The sequence below is a fragment of the Pseudomonas sp. KH_040 genome, from assembly GCF_057839305.1.
In genome coordinates this window covers 151,099-173,741 of record NZ_CM174487.1, presented here as the reverse complement: position 1 = coordinate 173,741, position 22,643 = coordinate 151,099, and the positions used below count along the sequence as shown (strand labels likewise).

Annotated in this window: 4 protein-coding genes; 1 reads left to right on the top strand and 3 read right to left on the bottom strand. The window is 61.8% G+C overall.

Annotated features, from left to right (window positions below):
* Nucleotides 1-143: 143 nt before the first annotated feature.
* Genes AC3IUF_RS00745 through AC3IUF_RS00735 form a run of 3 tightly spaced genes read right to left on the bottom strand, consistent with a single transcriptional unit; the run spans nucleotide 144 to nucleotide 5,041 of the window.
* Entirely contained in the window at nucleotides 144-1,511 is a 1,368-nt protein-coding gene (locus tag AC3IUF_RS00745) for an HlyD family type I secretion periplasmic adaptor subunit (RefSeq protein WP_007918311.1), read from the bottom strand.
* Complete coding sequence (locus AC3IUF_RS00740; protein WP_095113879.1) at nucleotides 1,501-3,657, bottom strand: type I secretion system permease/ATPase; 2,157 nt, start codon at nucleotides 3,655-3,657, stop codon at nucleotides 1,501-1,503. The genes AC3IUF_RS00745 and AC3IUF_RS00740 overlap by 11 nt, the downstream gene beginning before the upstream one ends.
* Before the next feature lie 34 nt (nucleotides 3,658-3,691).
* Nucleotides 3,692-5,041, bottom strand: coding sequence for a TolC family outer membrane protein (locus AC3IUF_RS00735; RefSeq protein ID WP_489280081.1), 1,350 nt, complete (start codon nucleotides 5,039-5,041; stop codon nucleotides 3,692-3,694).
* Nucleotides 5,042-5,398: 357 nt separating this feature from the next.
* Between AC3IUF_RS00735 and AC3IUF_RS00730 the strand changes: the two genes are divergently transcribed.
* Nucleotides 5,399-22,537: a LapA family giant adhesin gene (locus AC3IUF_RS00730; RefSeq protein ID WP_489280079.1), complete on the top strand. Its 17,139-nt coding sequence runs from the start codon at nucleotides 5,399-5,401 to the stop codon at nucleotides 22,535-22,537.
* Nucleotides 22,538-22,643: the final 106 nt, after the last annotated feature.

Genomic DNA, 22,643 nt, shown 5'->3' with positions numbered 1-22,643 from the left:
TCACTTCCTGACAGAGATGTGGTGTTTGGGCTGCCGCTATCGCGAGCAGGCTCACTCCTACAGGGATCGCATTCCTCTGGAGAAATGCGGTTACTGTAGGAGTGAGCCTGCTCGCGATAGCGGCCGTCAGCAGCGCTGAAGATCTAGCGCTCGTGCAACGCCTCTGCCCGCGCACGGATGATCGGTTTGAGCAGATAACTCAACACCGACTTCTTGCCGGTAATGATGTCCACCGACGCGACCATCCCCGGGATGATCAGCAACGGCTTTTCATCGGTACCCAAGTGGCTGCGCTCAGTACGCACCTTGATGATGTAGTACGTGGTTTTCTTGTCTTCGTCGGTAATGGTGTCGGCACCAATCTGCTCAAGCTTGGCTTTGAGCCCGCCGTAAATGGTGTAGTCGTAGGCGGTGAACTTGACGATCGCTTCCTGCCCCGGATGCAGGAAGGCAATGTCTTGCGGGCGGATCTTGGCTTCGACCAGTAGTGTGTCGTCTAGCGGTACGATTTCGACCATGTCGCTGCCCGGCTGGATCACGCCGCCGATGGTGTTGACCAGCAACTTGTTGACGATGCCGCGCACCGGCGATGTCACCAGCGTGCGGCTGACGCGGTCTTCCAGCGCCTTGCCCGTCGCGCTGGCCTTGTTCAGGTCGGTGCGGGCTTCGTTGAGTTGGGTCAGCGCTTCGCTGCGGAATTTGCCGCGCGTTTCGTCGATCTTGCGCTGCACTTCCTTGATCGCCGATTCGGCACGCGGGATGGCCAACGTCGTTGCATCCAGCTGACCACGGGTTTCCACCTCGGCACGCTTCAGACGCAAGACCTCCACCGGGGACACCGCGCCCTGCGCCACCAGCGGCTCGGACATGTTGATTTCCTGGCGCTGCAAACCGAGCTGCTGACGATACTGCGCTTGCTTGGAGGCGAATTCGCGCAGCTCTTGCTGACGCTGAATCAACTGCTCCTGCAAACCACCGATCTCGTCGTGCAACTGCTGACGGCGGCTGATGTACAGCGACTCTTCGCTTTTCGCCTGACCGGGCACGGCTTTGAGCACGTCCTCGGGGAAATTCAGCGGACGGTCATCGACCTCGGCGCTGAGGCGTTCTACGCGCAGCAGCATCGACAGGCGATCGGCTTCGGTTTCACCGACGTTTGACGCAAATCGCGTGTCGTCTAGACGAATCAGCGGTGCACCGGCTTCGACAATCTGGCCTTCCTTGACGAACAGTTCGGAGATGATCCCGCCCTCAAGGTTCTGGATTTTCTGGATCTTCGACGACGGAATCGCTTTGCCGTCGCCCTTGGTCACTTCGTCGATCACGGCGAAGTTGGCCCACAGCAGCAGAAAGATAAAGAAGCCGATGATCGCCCAGATGGTCAGGCGCACGACGCGCGGGGCGTCCTCGATCAGCGCTTTGTTGACCTCCGGCAGTGGCTGGCCCTGCAGTGATGCCGAGCCTTTGAAGTAGCGACGGATCGAATCCTTGAAACCCGACTTAAGCAACACTGATCTGCCCCTTCTTCAACGCTTCCATCACGGCGGCTTTCGGGCCATCGGCGAGAATTTGTCCACGGTCGATCACCAGCAGACGATCGACCAGCGACAACAGTGAAGCCCGGTGCGTCACCAGCACCACGGTCTTGTTTTCAATCACCGCGGCGAGGCGTTGCTTGAGGCGTTCTTCACCGGTGTTGTCCATCGCACTGGTCGGCTCGTCCATCAGCAGGATCGGCGGATTGAGCAACAGCGCCCTGGCCAGTGCGACGTTCTGCCGTTGACCACCGGAGAGGTTCTGCCCGCGCTCGCCGACTTGCAGCTCGTAACCTTGTGGATGCAGACGGGCGAATTCGTGGACGCCGGCCAGTTCGGCGGCTTGCAGGACGAGCTCGTCTTCTACATAACGGGCGCCGGAGACGAGGTTGTCACGCAGGGTGCCGGCCAGCAGTTGGATGTCTTGCGGCACGTAGCCAATGTTGTAGCGCAGTTCGCTGACGTCGATCTGACGGATATCCACACCGTCGACCAGCAGCGCGCCGTCGTCCGGCTGATACAGGCCGACCAGCAATTTCGCCAGCGAACTCTTGCCCGAGCCGCTGCGGCCGATGATGCCGATCTTCTCGCCGGGACGAATCACCAGATTGATGTTCTTCAGCGCCGGGTTCTGTTGTTCCGGGTAAGTGAAGCTGAGCTGGCGGCACTCGATCGCGCCTTGCAAAACCTTGCGGCTCAGCGGGCGCTCTTCAAAATTGCGCTCTTGCGGCAACTCCATCATCTGGTCGACCGAGGTCATGGTCACGCGGGCTTGCTGATAACGGGTCAACAGACCCGACAGCGAGGCCAACGGGCTCAGTGCGCGACCGCTGAGCATGTAGCAGGCAATCAGACCGCCCATGCTCAGGTTGCCGGCGATGATCTGGTACACGCCGAAGACGATCATGATCACCCCGGCCAATTGCTGGATCAGCAGGGTGATGTTCATCGCCAGGCCGGAGAGCATTTTCACCCGCAGCTCGAGGCGGCTGAGGGTGCCGATGGTCTGTTCCCACTGGTACTGGCGTTCGCTCTCCGCGTTATTGACCTTCACCGCGTCGAGACCGGCGAGGGTTTCGATCAGGCTCGACTGGCGCTCGGCGCCAAGGGCCATGGTGCGCTCCATGGTCGCCACCAGCGGCTTCTGCAAGGCGTAGCCGATCAGCAGGGCAATCGGGAACGCCAACACCGGAATCCACACCAGATGCCCGCCGAGAATGGCGATGACGATGAAGATCAGGATGGTGAACGGCAGGTCGATCAGGCTGGTCAGGGTCAGCGAGGCGAGGAAGTCGCGCAGGCTCTGAAATTCGTGGATGTTCTGCGCGAAGCTGCCGACTCGCGCCGGACGGTATTTCATCGCCATGCCGACGATGCGCTCGAACAGCGTCGCGGAGATGATCAGGTCGGTTTTCTTCCCGGCCAGATCCAGGCACAGGGCGCGCAGACTCTTGAGGATCAGGTCAAAGATGTAGGCGCCGGTGATGCCCAACGCCAGAACCCACAGGGTCGCTTCGGCCTGGTTCGGCACCACGCGATCGTAGACGTTCATCACGAACAGCGGCGCGGCCATGGCGATGATGTTGATCAGGAAACTCGCGGCAATCGCATCGGCGTACAGCCAGCGCGAACGCTTGAGGGTGTCGCGGAACCACGAGCGCGCACGCGGAATCAGCGTGCCGTGGTTGACGTCGAATTTGTGTTGCGGCTGGGCGAAGAAGACTTTGCCGGTGTAATCGTCGGTCAGCAATTCACGGCTGACAATCGACTCGCCGCCGTCGGTTTCGCTGAGCAGCACCCGGGCTTCATTGTCACCCTGCCAGCCGAGCAGGACGGCGCTGCGGCCATCCTTGAGCAGCAGCAACGCCGGCATGGCGATCGCCGGAATTTCTTCCAGTTTGCGCTGCAATACCCGACCTTGCAGGCCGGCGCGAGCTGCCGCGCGGGGCAGCAACTCGACACTCAGGCGTTGTTTGGGCAGCGGCAGTCCGGTGGTCAGCATCGCCGCGCTGGCGGGCTTCTGGTGCAGCATGCAAAGGGCGAGCAGACCGTCCAGTAACGGATCGTCGTGCAGCGCGCGTGGATCATGACTGAGTTGAACTCGACTGACTTCTGATTCCACGCTCGACACTCTTTGACAGTTGAAAAGGGATAACTCAATTCATCCCAGGCAGCTGGACCTTGGGCTTGACGTCGTTTTGCACAACGGATGCCAACGGTGCGACCACTCCCTGGCTTCTGAGCAACTCGCCCATGGTCGCCTTGATTCGGTACTGAGTAAATAACTGAATGTTTTTGATTTCAGCCAGACGCCGCGAAGCGGTGAACAACTCGTTTTCGCTGTCGAGCAAATCAAGCAGAGTTCGTTCACCGAGGCTGAACTGACGCTGGTAGGCGGTGCGCACCGAGGTGCTGTGATCGACGTATTGCTGCGCGATCGGCACCTGCGCGTTAGCGTTGTTCAAGGCGTTCCAGGCCAGGCCCAGCTCTTCGTTCAACTGACGCAGGGCGTTGTTGCGAATATCCAAAGCCTGGTTCGACAGGTACGACTTGGATTCCAGATCGGCCTTGTTGCTGCCACCGGAATAGAGGTTGAAGCGCATGCGCAGCATGGCTTGCCATTCGTTGTTGTGACCGTTCTGGCCGTCGAGATCGTTGTCGGCGGTGCGACCCAGTTCGGCGTCGAAACGTGGGTAGAAGGTCGACTTGGCGGTTTCGTATTGCTTCTCGGCGGCGGCGATGTCGGACTCGGCCGAACGCAGGATCGGGCTGTTTTCCAGCATCTGCTGGCGGGCTTCATTGAGGTTGGCCGGCATCATCGCCATGAACGGCGCCGGACGCTCGAGCTGATCGGGCATCTGGCCAACGGCGCTGAGGAAGTTGGTTTCCGAGTCGGCGAGGTTGGTCTGCTCGGTGATCAGGTTGTTGCGGGCCTGAGCCATTCGCGCTTCGGCCTGGTCGAGGTCGGCACCGCTGCCGACGCCGCGTTGGGTACGCAGCTGGATCTGGTCGTAGATGCGCTGGTGGCTCTTGAGGTTTTCTTCGGCCAGACGCACGAATTCGCGGCGGGTCAGCACGTCCAGATAGACCTGGGCGACGGTCAGCGCGGTGCGCTCGGAAGTACCGAGCAACGAGTAAGCGCGGGAGTTAACGGTGGCTTGTTGACGCCCGACCTCGCTGGACGTCGCAAAACCGTCAAAGACCATTTGCGAGAGACGTAAACTTGACTCGCTACGATTCAGGGTTTCGTAGTGGTTACCGGAATTGGCGCGGGTGGTGACGCTGTCGGTACCCTCACGGCCATAACCGCCGAGCAGATCGATCTTCGGTAGGTATCCACCTTTTGCCGCTCTTAACTGATAATCCGCAGCCAAACGACTGTTGACCCCTGCCTGGATTTCCGGATGGACATCCAGTGCCTGCTGCATGGCTTCTGGTAAGGATTGTGCTTGTACAAAAGAGGCGGCGAGGGCGAAGGGTACGGCGAAAAGCAGGGGCGAACGCATGATAGGAATTTCCCAGAACTTCTTGTCTTGAATCACAGCAAAACGTGGCGCTGCGTCGGATGATGGCAACCAGATTGACCGTATGTCGGAAAGTTCAAAACAGGAACTGGATCACACGCTGAAGGACAGGTCGCCGCGGAAATATCAATGTGACATTAGTGGGGCGATTGTTTAGGATGGCACCCAGAAGGTCAATAGTTTGGCATAAAGTTAATAGCGAAAGAATCTAGCCAAATTATTGACGAAAAGACGCGTCAAACTTGTTTCGCAAATTTTTAAAGTACGTCCAGACTGAATCGGCGCCCATGCCGTCAGGTCCATGGAAGTCAACTGAACGTGACACCCGGAGAGTCTTCAATGAGCAGTGTTGTTGCCATCGTCAAAAGCATTGTCGGTCAGGTATTCGTGGTGTCCCCAGAGGGCGTGCGTCGCGTACTCGTTGAAGGCGATCGTCTGTTTGTCGGCGACCAGATCGACACCGGCCTCTCCGGCGCCGTGTCGCTTGAATTGGCCGATGGCCGCACCCTTGATCTGGGCCGTGAAACTCAGTGGAGCGCCAACGCGCCCGACTCCAGCACTGATTTGGCCGAAGCCACCGCGCAGGCAGCGCCGTCGGTAGCCGAACTGCAGCAAGCCATCGCCGCCGGTGTCGACCCGACCACCGCGCTGGACGCTACTGCTGCCGGCCCAAGCGCCGCAGGCACGGGCGGTGCTGCCGGTGGCGGTCACAGCTTCGTGATGCTCGATGCCACCGCTGGCCGCGTTGACCCGACCATTGGCTTCCCGACCGCAGGCATCAACGCTGCCGGTCAAGCTGCGCAAAACATTACCGGCGGCCAGACCACCGATACCACCACCAACGCCCTGCGTGATTCGACCCTGAGCCTCAGCGCCACGCCGTCCATCACCGAAGCCGGCGGTGTGCTGGTGTACACCGCGACCCTGACCCAGGCGCCGCTGACCGACTTGACCATCACCCTGTCCAACGGCGCGGTGATCGTGATTCCGGCCGGTGCAACCACCGGCACCGTCAATGTGCCACTGGCGCCGAACGACACCGTTTATAACGACCCGACCCAGATCGACGTGACCGTCACCGGCACCACCGGCGGCAATGGCATCACCGTGACCCCGCCGACCACTCCGGCCACGACCCAGGTCACCGACACCATCGACACCACCACCGTCACCCTGACGGCCGGGCCGAGTGTCACCGAAGGCGGGCAGATCACGTACACCGCGACCCTGACCAACCCGGCGCAAACCCCGGTGACCGTCACCCTGTCGAACGGCTCGACCATCACCATCGGCGCCGGCCAGACCACCGGCACCGTCAACGTGCCGACCCCGGCCAACGACGTCTATAACAACGGCAGCACCGTCACCACCACCATCACCGGTGCGACTGGCGGCAACTTCGAAAACCTGGTGCCGAACCCGACGCCAGCGGTGACCACCATCACCGACTCGATCGACACCACCAACCTGACCCTGACTGCCACCGGCACAGTGGTCGAAGGCGGCCAGATCACCTACACCGCGACCCTGACCAACCCGGCGCAAACCCCGGTGACCGTCACCCTGTCGAACGGTTCGACCATCACCATTGAGGCTGGCCAGACCACCGGCACCGTCAACGTGCCGACGGCGGCCAATGACGTCTACAACAATGGCGGCACTGTCAGCACCACCATTACTGGCGCCAGCGGCGGCAACTTTGAAAACCTGGTGCCAAACACCACGCCAGCCACCACCACGGTTACCGACTCGGTCGACACCACCAGCGTGAGCCTCACCGCTACCGGCACCGTCGTCGAAGGCGGCCAGATCACCTACACCGCGACGCTGACCAACGCAGCGCAAACTCCGGTGACGATCACCCTGTCGAACGGTTCGACCATCACCATTGACGCCGGCAAAACCACCGGCAGCGTCAACGTGCCGACCGCGGCCAACGACGTTTACAACAATGGCAGCACCGTCAGCACCACTATCACCGGCGCTACCGGCGGCAATTTCGAAAACCTGGTGCCGAACACGACGCCAGCGACCACCACCATTACCGACTCGATCGACAACACCAACCTGTCGCTGACGGCCACCGGCACCGTGGCGGAAGGGGGTTCGATCGTTTACACCGCGACCCTGACCAATCCGGCCGGCACGCCGGTAACCGTGACCCTGAGCAACGGCTCGGTGATCACCATCGACGCGGGCAAAACCACTGGCACCGTGACCGTTCCGGCGCCGGCCGATGATGTCTATAAAGACGCAGGCAAAGTCGAAGTCACCATCAAGGATGCGACTGGCGGCAACTTCGAGAATCTGCTGCCGAGCACTGTCCCGGCCGTGACCGAAGTGACCGACACTATCGATACCTCGACCGTGAAACTGACGGCTGATACCTCGGTTGCTGAAGGTGGCACCGTCACCTACACCGCCACCGTTGGCGCCCCGGTGACCGGTTCGCCTGTCGTGGTAACCCTGGCCAACGGTCAGAGCATCACCATTGAAGTCGGTAAAACCACCGGCAGCGTGACCACCACCGCGCCAAATGACGCGTTGACCGGCAACGCACCGCTGACGAATTCGATCACTGGCGTTTCGGGTGGTAATTACGAAGATCTGGTCGCCGACAAGACCCCGGTATCGACCAGCGTTACCGATGTTGCCGACACCACCAACCTGTCGCTGAGCGCAACCGGTTCCGTGGCTGAGGGTGGTTCGATTGTTTACACCGCCACGCTGACCAATCCGGCCGGCACGCCAGTCACCGTGACCCTGAGCAACGGCTCGGTGATCACCATTGAGGCCGGCAAAACAACCGGCACCGTGACTGTTCCGGCACCAGCCGATGACGTTTACAAAGACGCCGGCAAGGTCGAAGTGACCATCAAGGACGCCACCGGCGGCAACTTCGAAAACCTCGTTCCGAGCACCGTTCCGGCCGTCACCGACGTGACCGATACCGTCGATACCACCACCGTCAAACTGACCGCCACCGAGTCGGCGGCTGAAGGTGGCACCGTCACTTACACCGCCACTGTCGGCGCGCCGGTGACCGGCTCGCCTGTGGTCGTGACCCTGGCCAACGGTCAGAACATCACCATCGAAGTCGGCAAAACCACCGGCACCGTGACCACCACTGCACCGAACGATGCGTTGACCGGCCACGCGCCGATCACCAACGCAATCACGGGCGTGAGCGGCGGCAATTACGAAGACCTCGTCGCCGACAAAACCCCGGTCAGCACCACGGTCACCGACACCACTGACACCACCGACCTGACGCTGAGCGCGACGGGCACCGTGGCTGAAGGCGGCCAGATCACTTACACCGCGACCCTGAGCAACCCTGCCGGCACGCCAGTCTCCGTGACCCTGAGCAACGGCTCGGTGATCACCATCGAGGCCGGCAAAACCACTGGCACCGTGACTGTTCCTGCGCCTGCCGATGACGTCTACAAGGACGCCGGCAAAGTCGAAGTGACCATCAAGGACGCCACCGGCGGCAACTTCGAGAACCTCGTTCCGAGCACCGTTCCGGCCGTCACCGACGTGACCGATACCGTCGATACCACTACCGTCAAACTGACCGCCACCGAGTCGGCGGCTGAAGGTGGCACCGTCACTTACACCGCCACTGTCGGCGCGCCGGTGACCGGCTCGCCTGTGGTCGTGACCCTGGCCAACGGTCAGAACATCACCATCGAAGTCGGCAAAACCACCGGCACCGTGACCACCACTGCACCGAACGATGCGTTGACCGGCCACGCGCCGATCACCAACGCAATCACGGGCGTGAGCGGCGGCAATTACGAAGACCTCGTCGCCGACAAAACCCCGGTCAGCACCACGGTCACCGACACCACTGACACCACCGACCTGACGCTGAGCGCGACGGGCAGCGTGGCGGAAGGCGGCCAGATCACTTACACCGCGACCCTGACCAACGCCGCCGGTTCGCCTGTCACCGTGGCCCTGAGCAACGGCTCGGTGATCACCATCGAGGCCGGCAAAACCACTGGCACCGTGACCGTTCCTGCGCCAGCCGATGACGTTTACAAAGACGCCGGCAAAGTCGAAGTGACCATCAAGGACGCCACCGGCGGCAACTTCGAGAACTTGGTGCCAAGCACCACGCCTGCCGTGACCGACGTCACTGATACCATCGACACCTCGACCGTGAAGCTGACGGCCGACACCACTGTGGCTGAAGGTGGCACTGTCACCTACACCGCCACCGTTGGCGCACCAGTCACCGGTTCGCCGGTTGTCGTGACCCTGGCCAACGGCCAGAACATCACCATCGAAGTCGGCAAAACCAGCGGCACCGTGACCACTACCGCGCCAAACGATGCGCTGACTGGCCACGCTCCGCTGACCAATGCGATCACCGACGTTTCCGGCGGCAATTACGAGAACCTCGTTGCCGACAAAACCCCGGTTTCGACCACTGTTACTGACACTGTCGACACCACCAACCTATCGCTGACTGCGACCGGCACCGTGGCGGAAGGGGGTTCGATTGTTTACACCGCGACCCTGACCAACCCGGCCGGCACCCCGGTGACTGTGACCCTGAGCAATGGCTCGGTGATCACCATCGAAGCGGGCAAGACTACCGGCACCGTGACCGTGGCGGCTCCAGCCGATGACGTCTACAAAGACGCCGGCAAGGTCGAAGTCACTATCAAGGATGCTACCGGCGGCAACTTCGAGAATCTGGTTCCGAGCACCACGCCAGCCGTTACCGATGTAACTGACACCATCGATACCTCGACGGTCAAACTGACCGCCACCGAGTCGGCCGCTGAAGGTGGCACCGTCACCTACACCGCCACTGTCGGCGCGCCGGTCACTGGTTCGCCGGTCGTGGTGACCCTGGCCAACGGTCAGAACATCACCATTGAAGTCGGCAAAACCACCGGCACCGTGACCACCATTGCGCCGAACGATGCGCTGACGGGCCACGCTCCTCTGACCAACGCGATCACCGGCGTTTCCGGCGGCAATTACGAAAACCTCGTGGCCGACAAAACCCCGGTCAGCACCACCGTCACCGACACCGTCGATACCACCAACCTGACGCTGAGCGCGACAGGAACCGTAGCTGAAGGCGGCCAGATCACCTACACCGCGACCCTGACCAATGCCGCTGGCAGCCCGGTCACCGTGACCCTGAGCAACGGCTCGGTGATCACCATCGAAGCGGGCAAAACCACCGGCACCGTGACTGTTCCTGCGCCTGCCGATGACGTCTACAAGGACGCCGGCAAAGTCGAAGTCACCATCAAGGACGCTACCGGCGGCAACTTCGAGAACCTGGTCCCGAGCACCACGCCAGCCGTGACCGAAGTCACTGACACCATCGACACCTCGACCGTGAAGCTGACGGCCGACACCACGGTCGCTGAAGGCGGCACCCTCACCTATACCGCCACTGTCGGCGCGCCGGTCACCGGTTCTCCTGTCGTGGTGACCCTGGCCAATGGTCAGAGCATCACCATTGAAGTGGGCAAGACCACCGGCACCGTAACCTTCACCGCGCCGAACGATGCGCTGACCGGTCAGGCCCCGCTGACCAACTCGATCACCGGCGTGAGCGGCGGCAATTACGAAAATCTGGTCGCCGACAAAACCCCGATCACCACCACAGTGACCGACAGCACCGACACCACCAATCTGTCGCTCAGCGCTACCGGTTCCGTGGCCGAGGGCGGTTCGATCATCTACACCGCGACCCTGACCAATGCGGCGGGCTCGCCTGTCACCGTGACCCTGTCGAACGGCTCGGTGATCACCATCGAGACAGGTAAAACCACTGGCACCGTGACCGTTCCGGCGCCGGCCGATGACGTCTACAAAGACGCCGGCAAGGTCGAAGTGACTATCAAGGATGCTACCGGCGGCAACTTCGAGAACCTGGTACCGAGCACTGTGCCGGCCGTGACCGACGTCACTGACACCATCGACACCTCGACGGTCAAACTGACTGCCACCGAGTCAGCGGCTGAAGGTGGCACCGTTACTTACACCGCCACCGTGGGTGCTCCAGTGACGGGTTCTCCGGTTGTAGTGACCCTGGCCAACGGCCAGAACATCACCATCGAGGTCGGCAAAACCAGCGGCACCGTGACCACCACCGCGCCAAACGATGCGCTGACTGGGCACACGCCGCTGACCAACGCGATTACTGATGTGAGCGGCGGTAACTACGAGAATCTGGTCGCCGACAAAACCCCGGTTTCGACCACTGTTACTGACACTGTCGACACCACCAACCTGTCGCTGACGGCGACCGGCACTGTGGCTGAAGGCGGTTCGATCGTTTACACCGCAACACTGACCAACCCGGCCGGCACGCCCGTAACCGTGACCCTGTCGAACGGGTCGGTCATCACCATTGAAGCAGGCAAAACCACCGGTACCGTGACCGTTCCTGCGCCAGCCGATGACGTCTACAAAGACGCCGGCAAGGTCGAAGTGACCATCAAGGACGCCACCGGCGGCAACTTCGAGAACCTCGTTCCGAGCACCACCCCAGCCGTTACCGACGTCTCTGACACCATCGACACCTCGACGGTCAAACTGACCGCCACCGAGTCTGCGGCTGAAGGTGGCACCGTCACCTACACCGCCACGGTCGGCGCGCCAGTCACCGGTTCGCCGGTTGTCGTGACCCTGGCCAATGGTCAGAACATCACCATCGAAGTGGGTAAAACCAGCGGCACCGTGACCACCACCGCGCCGAACGATGCGCTGACTGGCCATGCTCCGTTGACCAACTCGATCACCGGCGTTTCCGGCGGCAACTACGAAAACCTCGTGGCCGACAAAACCCCGGTCAACACCACCGTCACCGACACCGTCGACACCACCAACCTGTCGCTGACCGCGACCGGCTCGGTGAACGAGGGTGGCCAGATCACCTACACCGCGACCCTGACCAATGCTGCTGGCTCGCCAGTCACCGTGACCCTGAGCAACGGCTCGGTGATCACCATTGACGCTGGCAAAACCACTGGCACTGTCACCGTCGACGCACCGAAAGACGACGTCTACAAAGACGCCGGCACCGTTGAAGCGACCATCAAAGGCGCGACCGGTGGCGACTTCGAAAACCTCGTCACCAGCACTACTCCGGCCGTCACCACCGTCAACGACACCATCGACACCTCCACCGTGTCGCTGACCGCCACGGCGAACGTCGCTGAAGGCGAAACCGTGGTCTACACCGCGACCGTGACCGCGCCAGTAACCGGCTCGCCGGTTGTCGTGACCCTGTCCAACGGCCAGACCATCACCATCGCCGTCGGTGAAACCACCGGTTCGGTGAACTTCGTCGCGCCAAACAGCCCACTGGCCGGCGGCAGCTCGCTGAGCGTGACCATCGACGGCGCCACCGGCGGCAATTACGAAAAACTCGCGGTCGACGGCAAGTCCGCCGACACCGTGGTTTCGGACACCACCGACACCACCAACCTGAACCTGACCGCAACCGATTCTGTGGCTGAAGGCGGTTCGATCGTTTACACCGCGACGCTGACCAATCCGGCCGGCACCCCGGTGACCGTGACCCTGTCGAACGGTTCGGTGATCACCATCGAGGCTGGCAAAACTACCGGCACCGTGACCGTTGCGGCACCTGCCGATGACGTCTACAAAGACGCTGGCAAAGTCGAAGTGACGATCAAGGATGCAACGGGCGGTAACTTCGAGAATCTGGTGCCGAGCACCGTACCGGCGGTGACCAATGTCACCGACACCATCGACACCACCACCGTCAAACTCACCGCGACCGAGTCGGCGGCTGAAGGCGGCAGCGTGACTTACACCGCAACCGTCGGCGCGCCAGTCACTGGTTCACCTGTGGTCGTGACCCTGGCTAACGGTCAGACCATCACCATTGGTGTTGGCCAGACCACCGGCACCGCGACCACCACCGCGCCGAATGACGCACTGACCGGCCACGCGCCGATCACCAATGCGATCACCGAGGTGAGCGGCGGCAACTTCGAAAATCTGGTGGCGGACAAGACGCCGGTTTCGACCAATGTCACCGACACCGTCGACACCACCAATCTGTCGCTGACTGCGACCGGCACCGTTGCGGAAGGTGGTTCGATCATCTACACCGCAACCCTGACCAACGCTGCAGGCTCGCCAGTCACGGTGACCCTGTCGAACGGCGCGGTAATCACCATCGAAGCCGGTAAAACCACTGGCACCGTGACCGTTCCAGCTCCGGCCGATGATGTCTACAAAGACGCCGGCAAAGTCGAAGCGACGATTTCGACCGCTACCGGTGGCAACTTCGAAAACCTGGTGCCGAGCACTGTTCCGGCCGTGACCGAAGTCACCGATACCATCGACACCTCGACCGTGAAACTGACGGCGACCGAGACCGCCGCTGAAGGTGGCACCGTCACCTACACCGCCACTGTCGGTGCGCCAGTAACCGGCTCGCCTGTCGTCGTGACGCTGGCCAATGGTCAGAACATCACCATCGAAGTCGGTAAAACCACTGGCACCGTAACCTTCACCGCGCCGAACGATGCGCTGACCGGCCACGCGCCGATCACCAACTCGATCACCAGTGTCACTGGCGGCAACTACGAAAATCTGGTGGCCGACAAGACTCCGGTTTTGACCACGGTCACTGACACCGTCGACACCACCAACCTGTCGCTCAGTGCGACCGGTTCTGTGGCCGAAGGCGGTTCGATCATCTATACCGCGACATTGACCAACGCAGCTGGCTCGCCAGTCACCGTGACTCTGTCGAACGGTGCGGTGATTACCATCGAAGCCGGCAAAACCAGCGGCACCGTGTCTGTTCCAGCGCCAGCCGACGACGTCTACAAAGACGCAGGCAAAGTTGAAGCGACAATCTCGACGGCGACGGGTGGCAATTTCGAAAACCTGGTGCCGAGCACTGTCCCGGCCGTGACCGAAGTTACCGATACCATCGACACCTCGACCGTCAAACTGACGGCTGATACGTCGGTCGCTGAGGGCGGTACCGTCACTTACACGGCGACCGTTGGGGCACCAGTAACCGGTTCACCGGTCACCGTGACGCTGGCCAATGGTCAGAACATCACCATCGAAGTCGGCAAAACCACCGGCACCGTGACCTTCACCGCACCAAATGATGCGTTGACCGGCCATGCGCCACTGACCAACTCGATCACCAACGTGACCGGAGGCAACTACGAAAACCTTGTTGCCGACAAAACTCCGGTCAGCACCACCGTGACCGACACCGTCGACACCACTAACCTGTCGCTCAGCGCCACAGGGACAGTGGCCGAGGGTGGTTCGATTGTTTACACCGCAACGCTGACCAACGCGGCTGGCTCGCCAGTGACCGTGACGCTGAGCAACGGCGCCGTGATCACCATCGAGGCCGGCAAAACCACTGGCACCGTGACCGTTCCAGCCCCGGCCGACGACGTCTACAAAGACGCCGGCACCGTGCAGGCGACGATCAGCAATGCCACCGGTGGTAACTTCGAGAACCTGGTGCCGAGCACGACGCCGGCTGTGACCAGCGTCACCGACACCATCGACACCTCGACCGTAAAACTGACGGCTGATACGTCGGTCGCTGAAGGCGGCACCGTCACTTACACCGCCACTGTGGGCTCTCCAGTTACCGGTTCACCTGTCGTGGTGACTTTGGCCAACGGCCAGAACATCACCATCGAAGTCGGTAAAACCACCGGTACCGTGACCACCGCGGCACCTAACGATGCACTGACCGGTCAGGCACCACTGACCAACTCGATCACCGGTGTAACCGGCGGCAATTACGAAAACCTGGTGGCCGACAAGACCCCGGTTTCGACCACGGTCACCGATACCGTCGACACCACCCACCTGTCGCTGAGCGCGACGGGTTCGGTTGCCGAAGGTGGCTCGATCATCTACACCGCAACATTGACCAACGCCGCTGGCTCACCAGTGACCGTAACCCTGTCGAACGGCGCTGTGATCACCATCGACGCCGGCAAAACCACTGGCACCGTGACGGTTCCAGCGCCAGCGGATGACGTCTACAAAGACGCCGGCACCGTGCAGGCGACCATCAGCAACGCCACCGGTGGTAATTTCGAGAACCTGGTGCCGAGCACGACGCCGGCTGTGACCAGCGTCACCGACACCATCGACACCACCACCGTGAAGTTGACCGCCACTGAGTCGGCAGCTGAAGGCGGCAACGTTGTCTACACCGCTACCGTAGGCGCACCGGTTACCGGCTCGCCAGTTGTCGTGACTTTGGCCAATGGTCAAACCATCACCATCGGCGTCGGCCAGACCACTGGCACCGCCACTACCACCGCACCGAACGATGCGCTGACCGGCCACGCTCCGCTGACCAACGCGATCACCAACGTCACGGGCGGCAACTACGAAAATCTGGTGGCCGACAAAACCCCGGTCAGCACCAACGTGACCGACACCGTCGACACCACCAATCTGTCGCTCAGCGCGACCGGTTCGGTCGCTGAAGGCGGCTCGATCGTTTACACCGCGACCCTGACCAACGCCGCTGGCTCGCCAGTGACCGTCACCTTGTCGAACGGCGCAGTGATCACCATCGACGCCGGTAAAACCACTGGCACCGTGACGGTTCCAGCGCCAGCGGATGACGTCTACAAAGACGCCGGCACCGTGCAGGCGACCATCAGCACCGCCACCGGTGGCAACTTCGAAAATCTGGTGCCGAGCACGACGCCGGCTGTGACCAGCGTCACCGACACCATCGACACCACCACCGTGAAGTTGACCGCCACTGAGTCGGCGGCTGAAGGCGGCAACGTTGTCTACACCGCTACCGTAGGCGCACCGGTTACCGGCTCGCCGGTTGTCGTGACTTTGGCCAATGGTCAAACCATCACCATCGGTGTTGGCCAGACCACGGGCACTGCAACCACCGCAGCGCCAAACGATGCATTGACCGGTCATGCGCCACTGACCAACTCGATCACCAACGTGACCGGCGGCAACTACGAGAACCTTGTTGCCGACAAAACTCCGGTCAGCACCACCGTGACTGACACCGTCGACACCACCAATCTGTCGCTCAGTGCGACCGGTTCGGTCGCTGAAGGTGGCTCGATCATCTACACCGCAACATTGACCAACGCCGCTGGCTCGCCAGTGACCGTCACCTTGTCCAACGGCGCCGTGATCACCATCGACGCCGGCAAAACTACTGGCACCGTGACCGTTCCAGCCCCGGCCGATGACGTCTACAAAGACGCTGGCACCGTGCAGGCGACGATCAGCACCGCCACCGGTGGTAACTTCGAGAACCTGGTGCCGAGCACGACGCCGGCTGTGACCAGCGTCACCGACACCATCGACACCACCACGGTGAAACTGACCGCGACCGCCACTGCCGCTGAAGGCGGCAATGTCGTCTACACCGCAACCGTCGGCGCGCCAGTAACCGGTTCGCCAGTCGTGGTAACCCTGTCGAACGGTCAAACCATCACCATCGGTGTAGGCCAGACTACCGGCACCGCAACCACTACCGCGCCAAACGACGTTTTGACCGGTCATGCACCGCTGACCAACGCGATCACCAACGTGAGCGGCGGTAACTACGAGAACCTCGCGGCTGATAAAACGCCGGTCAGCACTACGGTGACCGACACTGTCGACACCACCAATCTGTCGCTCAGTGCGACCGGTTCGGTCGCTGAAGGCGGCTCGATCGTTTACACCGCGACATTGACCAACGCCGCTGGCTCGCCAGTGACCGTAACCCTGTCCAACGGCGCCGTGATCACCATCGACGCCGGCAAAACCACTGGCACCGTGACTGTTCCAGCGCCAGCGGATGACGTCTACAAAGACGCCGGCACCGTGCAGGCGACGATCAGCACCGCCACCGGTGGCAACTTCGAAAACCTGGTGCCGAGCACCGTACCGGCAGTGACCAACGTCACCGACACCATCGACACCACCACCGTCAAACTGACAGCAACAGAGTCGACAGCAGAAGGTGGCAACGTCACCTACACCGCGACTGTCGGCGCGCCAGTTACCGGTTCGCCGGTTGTCGTGACCCTGGCCAACGGTCAGACCATCACCATTGGCGTCGGCCAGACCACCGGTACCGCGACCACCACGGCGCCAAACGACGCATTGACTAGCCATGCTCCACTGACCAATGCGATCACTGACGTAACAGGTGGCAACTTCGAGAACCTGGTGGCCGACAAGTCCCCGGTATCGACCAATGTCACCGACACCGTAGACACCACCAATCTGTCGCTGAGCGCCACCGGCACCGTGGCCGAAGGCGGCTCGATCGTTTACACCGCAACCTTGACCAACGCCGCTGGCTCGCCAGTGACCGTAACCCTGTCCAACGGCGCCGTGATCACCATCGACGCCGGTAAAACCACTGGCACCGTGACTGTTCCAGCGCCAGCGGATGACGTCTACAAAGACGCCGGCACCGTGCAGGCGACGATCAGCACCGCCACCGGTGGCAACTTCGAAAACCTCGTGCCGAGCACGATTCCAGCCGTGACCAGCGTTACCGACACGATCGACACCACCACCGTAAAACTCACTGCAACCACAACTGCAGCCGAGGGCGGCAACGTTGTCTACACCGCGACTGTCGGCGCGCCAGTCACCGGTTCGCCGGTTGTCGTGACCCTGGCCAACGGTCAGACGATCACCATCGGCGTCGGCCAGACCACCGGTACGGCGACCACCACGGCGCCAAACGACGCATTGACTGGCCATGCGCCGCTGACCAACTCGATCACCAACGTGACGGGCGGTAACTACGAGAACCTCGTGGCTGACAAAACGCCGGTCAGCACGAACGTGACCGACACCGTCGACACCACCAACCTGTCGCTCAGCGCTACCAATTCGGTCGCTGAGGGCGGCTCGATCGTCTACACCGCAACCTTGACCAACGCCGCTGGCTCGCCAGTGACCGTCACCTTGTCCAACGGCGCCGTGATCACCATCGATGCCGGTAAAACCACTGGCACCGTGACCGTTCCAGCCCCGGCTGACGACGTCTACAAGGACGCCGGCACCGTGCAGGCCACGATCAGCAACGCCACCGGTGGCAACTTCGAAAACCTCGTGCCGAGCACGACGCCGGCCGTGACCAGCGTCACGGACACTATCGACACCACCACGGTGAAACTGACCGCGACCGGTACAGCGGCTGAAGGCGGCAACGTCGTCTACACCGCGACCGTAGGCGCACCGGTTACCGGCTCGCCGGTTGTCGTGACCCTGTCGAACGGTCAGACCATCACCATTGGCGTCGGCCAGACCACCGGCACCGCGACCACCACCGCACCGAACGATGCGCTAACCGGTCATGCGCCGCTGACCAACTCGATCACCAACGTGACGGGCGGCAACTACGAGAACCTCGTGGCCGACAAAACCCCGGTCAGCACCACCGTGACCGACACCGTCGACACCACCAACCTGTCGCTGTCCGCGACCGGCACCGTGGCCGAAGGTGGTCAGATCACTTACACCGCGACCCTGACCAATGCCGCAGGCTCGCCAGTCACCGTAACCCTGAGCAACGGCTCGGTAATCACCATCGACGCCGGCAAAACCACCGGCACCGTGACCGTTCCAGCACCAGCTGACGACGTCTACAAAGACGCCGGCACCGTGCAGGCGACCATCACCGGCACCAGCGGCGGCGGCTTCGAAAATCTGGTGACCAACACCACGCCAGCCGTGACCAACGTCACCGACACCATCGACACCACCACCGTCAGCATCACTGGCAGCAGCTCGGTGACCGAAGGCCAGACCGCCAGCTACACGGTCAGCCTGAACCACCCGGCGCAAACCGAAGTGACCCTGAAAATCGTCTACAGCGGTACCGCTGCCGACGGTTCGGACTTCACCGGTGTGTACACCGTGAAGATCCCGGCCGGTGCGAGCAGCGCGCAGTTCAACGTCGCCACCATCGATGACAAGATCACCGAAGGCACCGAGAACTTCGTGGTCAAGATCGATTCAGCCACTGGCGGCAACTTCGAGAACCTCGCGGTCAGCAGCACCAATGGCAGCGTCAGCACGTCGATCATCGACAACGACGCACCGCCGGTCATCGACCTGGATGCCAACAACTCCAGCGGCGCCACCGGTGCCGACTACAAGGTGACCTTTACCGAAAACACCCCGGGCGCGGGTGTGTCGATTGCCGACACCGACATCAGCATCACCGACCCGGACAGCACCATGCTCACCGGCGCCACCGTAATCCTGACCAACCGTCAGGACGGCGATGCGCTGAACCTGGGCAACAGCGTCAACGGCATCACCATCAATGCCAACAGCACCAACGGCACCGTCACGCTGACGCTGTCCGGTAACGCGACGCTGGCTGATTACATGCAGGCCATCAAGAACATCAGCTTCACCAACAGCAGTGAGAATCCGAGCACCGTGCCGCGCATCATCACCGTGACTGTGACCGATGGCGGCAACTACTCCAACACCGCGACCACCACGGTCAACGTGGTGGCGGTCAACGACGCACCGGTTGCTGCACCGAGCAACGTCACCGGCACCGAAGACACCCCGCTGGTGCTCGGCTGGTCGACTTTCGGCGTTACTGACGTCGACAGCCCGGCCGCCAGCCTCGGCATCAAAATTACCCAGCTGCCGGGCGAAGGCAAACTGCAGTACCTGGACGGCTCGACCTGGAAGGACGTCGCCAACAACCAGACCTTCAGCAAGGCTGACATCGACGCGGGCAAGCTGCGCTTCCTGCCGGATGCCAACGAGTCGGGCGTCAACGGTTACGGCGGCAGCGGTCTGGGCAACAACCAGGCTGACTACGCGCAAATCAAGTTCCAGCCAACCGACGGCCAACTGCTGGGCAACACCGGCACCGTGAAGATCGACATCACGCCAGTGGCGGATGCGCCGACCGTGAGCGTGGCCGACAACAGCGTGAAGTCCACCGGGCTGATCAAGGAAGTCTGGACCGGTCTGTCGGGCCTTGGCACCAACGGCAACGGCGCGGATTCGACCACGTTGAAAAACGTCATCGACGGTGCCGGCACTCCGAACACCAGCACCAACGTCAACAACGTGCAGTCCGACGGCAGCGTGACCGCCGGTACCGCGTCGAAAACCTCGGGGCTGATTTATCTGGAAGCCGGCAAGACCTACACCTTCAGCGGCATCGGCGATGACAGCCTGCTGGTGACCATTGGCGGCAAGAGCGTGGCATCGACCACGTGGGGCGCGGGCGGCAACCTCAACGGTTCATTCACCCCGACCACCAGCGGCTATTACACCCTGGACATCTACCACCACAACCAGAGCGGCCCGGGCAGCTACGACGTCAACCTGTCGGTCAACGGCAGCACGCCGATCGACCTGAGCAGCGCTGGCGTACCGATCTACACCGGCGTGCAGGATCTGGTGAATTCGGGCGTGACCGTCTCCGATCTGCACGGCAGCAACGGCGAAGGCTATTACGACGGCTACAAACTCAACACCGGCGCCGAAGGCACCACGGTGAAACTGTCGGCAATCACCACCGCACTGACTGACACCGACGGCTCGGAAACCCTGAGCGTGAAGATCAGCGGCGCGCCAGTCGGCTCGGTGCTCAGCGATGGCGCGGGCCATACCTTCACCGTCACCGCCAGCAGCGGCGACGCCAACGTCACCGGCTGGAACCTCGGCAGCCTGACCGTGACCCCGCCGCCGTACTACAACGGCCAGTTCAACCTGACCGTGACCTCGACCTCCACCGAGATGGTCGGCGGCTCGGCCAGCAGCACCGCGACCATTCCGGTCACCGTGGTGCCGGCGGTCTACAACGCCATTGTCGCCACGTCGGCCGATGACACCGTCAGCGGCACCGATGGCAACGACATCATCGTCGCCGACATCGGTGGCCTGACCGTGGTCCCGGGTACCAACTACAACATCGCCTTCATGGTCGACAGCTCCGGCAGTATGAGCAGCTCGTCGATCAATGCGGCCAAGGATTCGCTGACGTCGGTGTTCAACACCCTCAAGCAGAGCCTGGGCGGCAGCAACTCGGGTACGGTGAACATCTTCCTGGTGGACTTCGATACCCAGGTCAACAAGTCGGTGTCGGTGAACCTCAACGACCCGAATGCGCTGACCCTGCTCAAATCCGTACTCGACTCGATGAGTTCCGGCGGCGGCACCAACTATGAGGACGTGTTCAAAACCACGGCCAACTGGTTCCAGAGTGCCGACGCTGTGGCCAACACCGGGGCGAAAAACCTCACGTACTTCATCACCGACGGCCAGCCGACCTACTACCAGAGCGGCGAGCAGACCAACCCGACGCTGTACGGCAGCGTGAAGTTCGACAGCGTGGTGACCACCAGCAACTACAAGCTGGGCGACACCTTCAGCACCTACATCGACAACACGCATTACCTGAGCATCAACGCCAGCGGTTTTGCCCAGTTGCAGACCTACACCGCCCGTTATGGCTGGAGCACCACCAATCTGGGCACCGTTCACGCGCAGGGCGACGGCACTTACGAGTTGTCGAGTCTGGCCGGTAGCGGCAGCAGCACCACCTCGACCACCACCGACAACTCGACCAGCAGCTTCGCGTTGCTCAGTGGCCTGTCGAATGTCGAGGCCATCGGCCTGAACAGCGGCGTCAGCCTCAACGACCTGAAACCTTACGATTCGGATAAAACGCCGCAGACCAACATTGATCCGAAGGATCTGGCCAACTCGATTATCGGCCACACCGAAGCGACGATGCCGGGCAACGACACCGTCAGCGGTGGCGACGGCAATGACATCCTCTTTGGCGATCTGGTGAGTTTCAACGGCATTGCCGGTGAGGGTTATCAGGCTATGCAGGCGTTCGTTGCCAAGGAAACCGGCGTCGACGTCAGCAAGGTCACCACCAGCAACGTGCACCAATACATCACCGAGCACTATCAGGCGTTCGATGTGTCCGGTGCGCATGATGGCAATGACACGCTGTTGGGTGGCGCGGGCAATGACATCCTCTTCGGCTCGGGCGGCAACGACCTGCTCGATGGCGGCAAAGGCAATGACATCCTGCTCGGCGGCACCGGCAACGACACACTGATCGGTGGTCAGGGCAATGACATCCTCATCGGTGGTTCTGGCGCCGACACCTTTGTCTGGAAGGCGGGCGACACCGGCAACGACGTGATCAAGGACTTCAAGGCCGCCGACGGTGACCGTATCGATCTGCGTGATTTGCTGCAGGGCGAGACTGGCAGCACCATCGACAACTTCCTGAAGATCACCACGGTCGACGGCACGTCGTCGCTGCAAGTCAGCTCGGCGGGCAAGTTCAACTCCGGCGATGCCGCAGCGGCGACCCCGGACGTGACGATCAAACTGGAAGGCAACAACTGGTCGAGTGCCAACATTCACAACCTGATTGCCGGCAGCGACCCGACCATCAAAGTCGACCACAACAACAGCTGATCCGTGAACAAAACGGCCGCCCCAATGGGGCGGCCGTCACGTTTGTGCTGACCGGACCGGTGACGATCGCGTCGCCGCCCCGCATACTCGCGCGCAGTTGGCTATG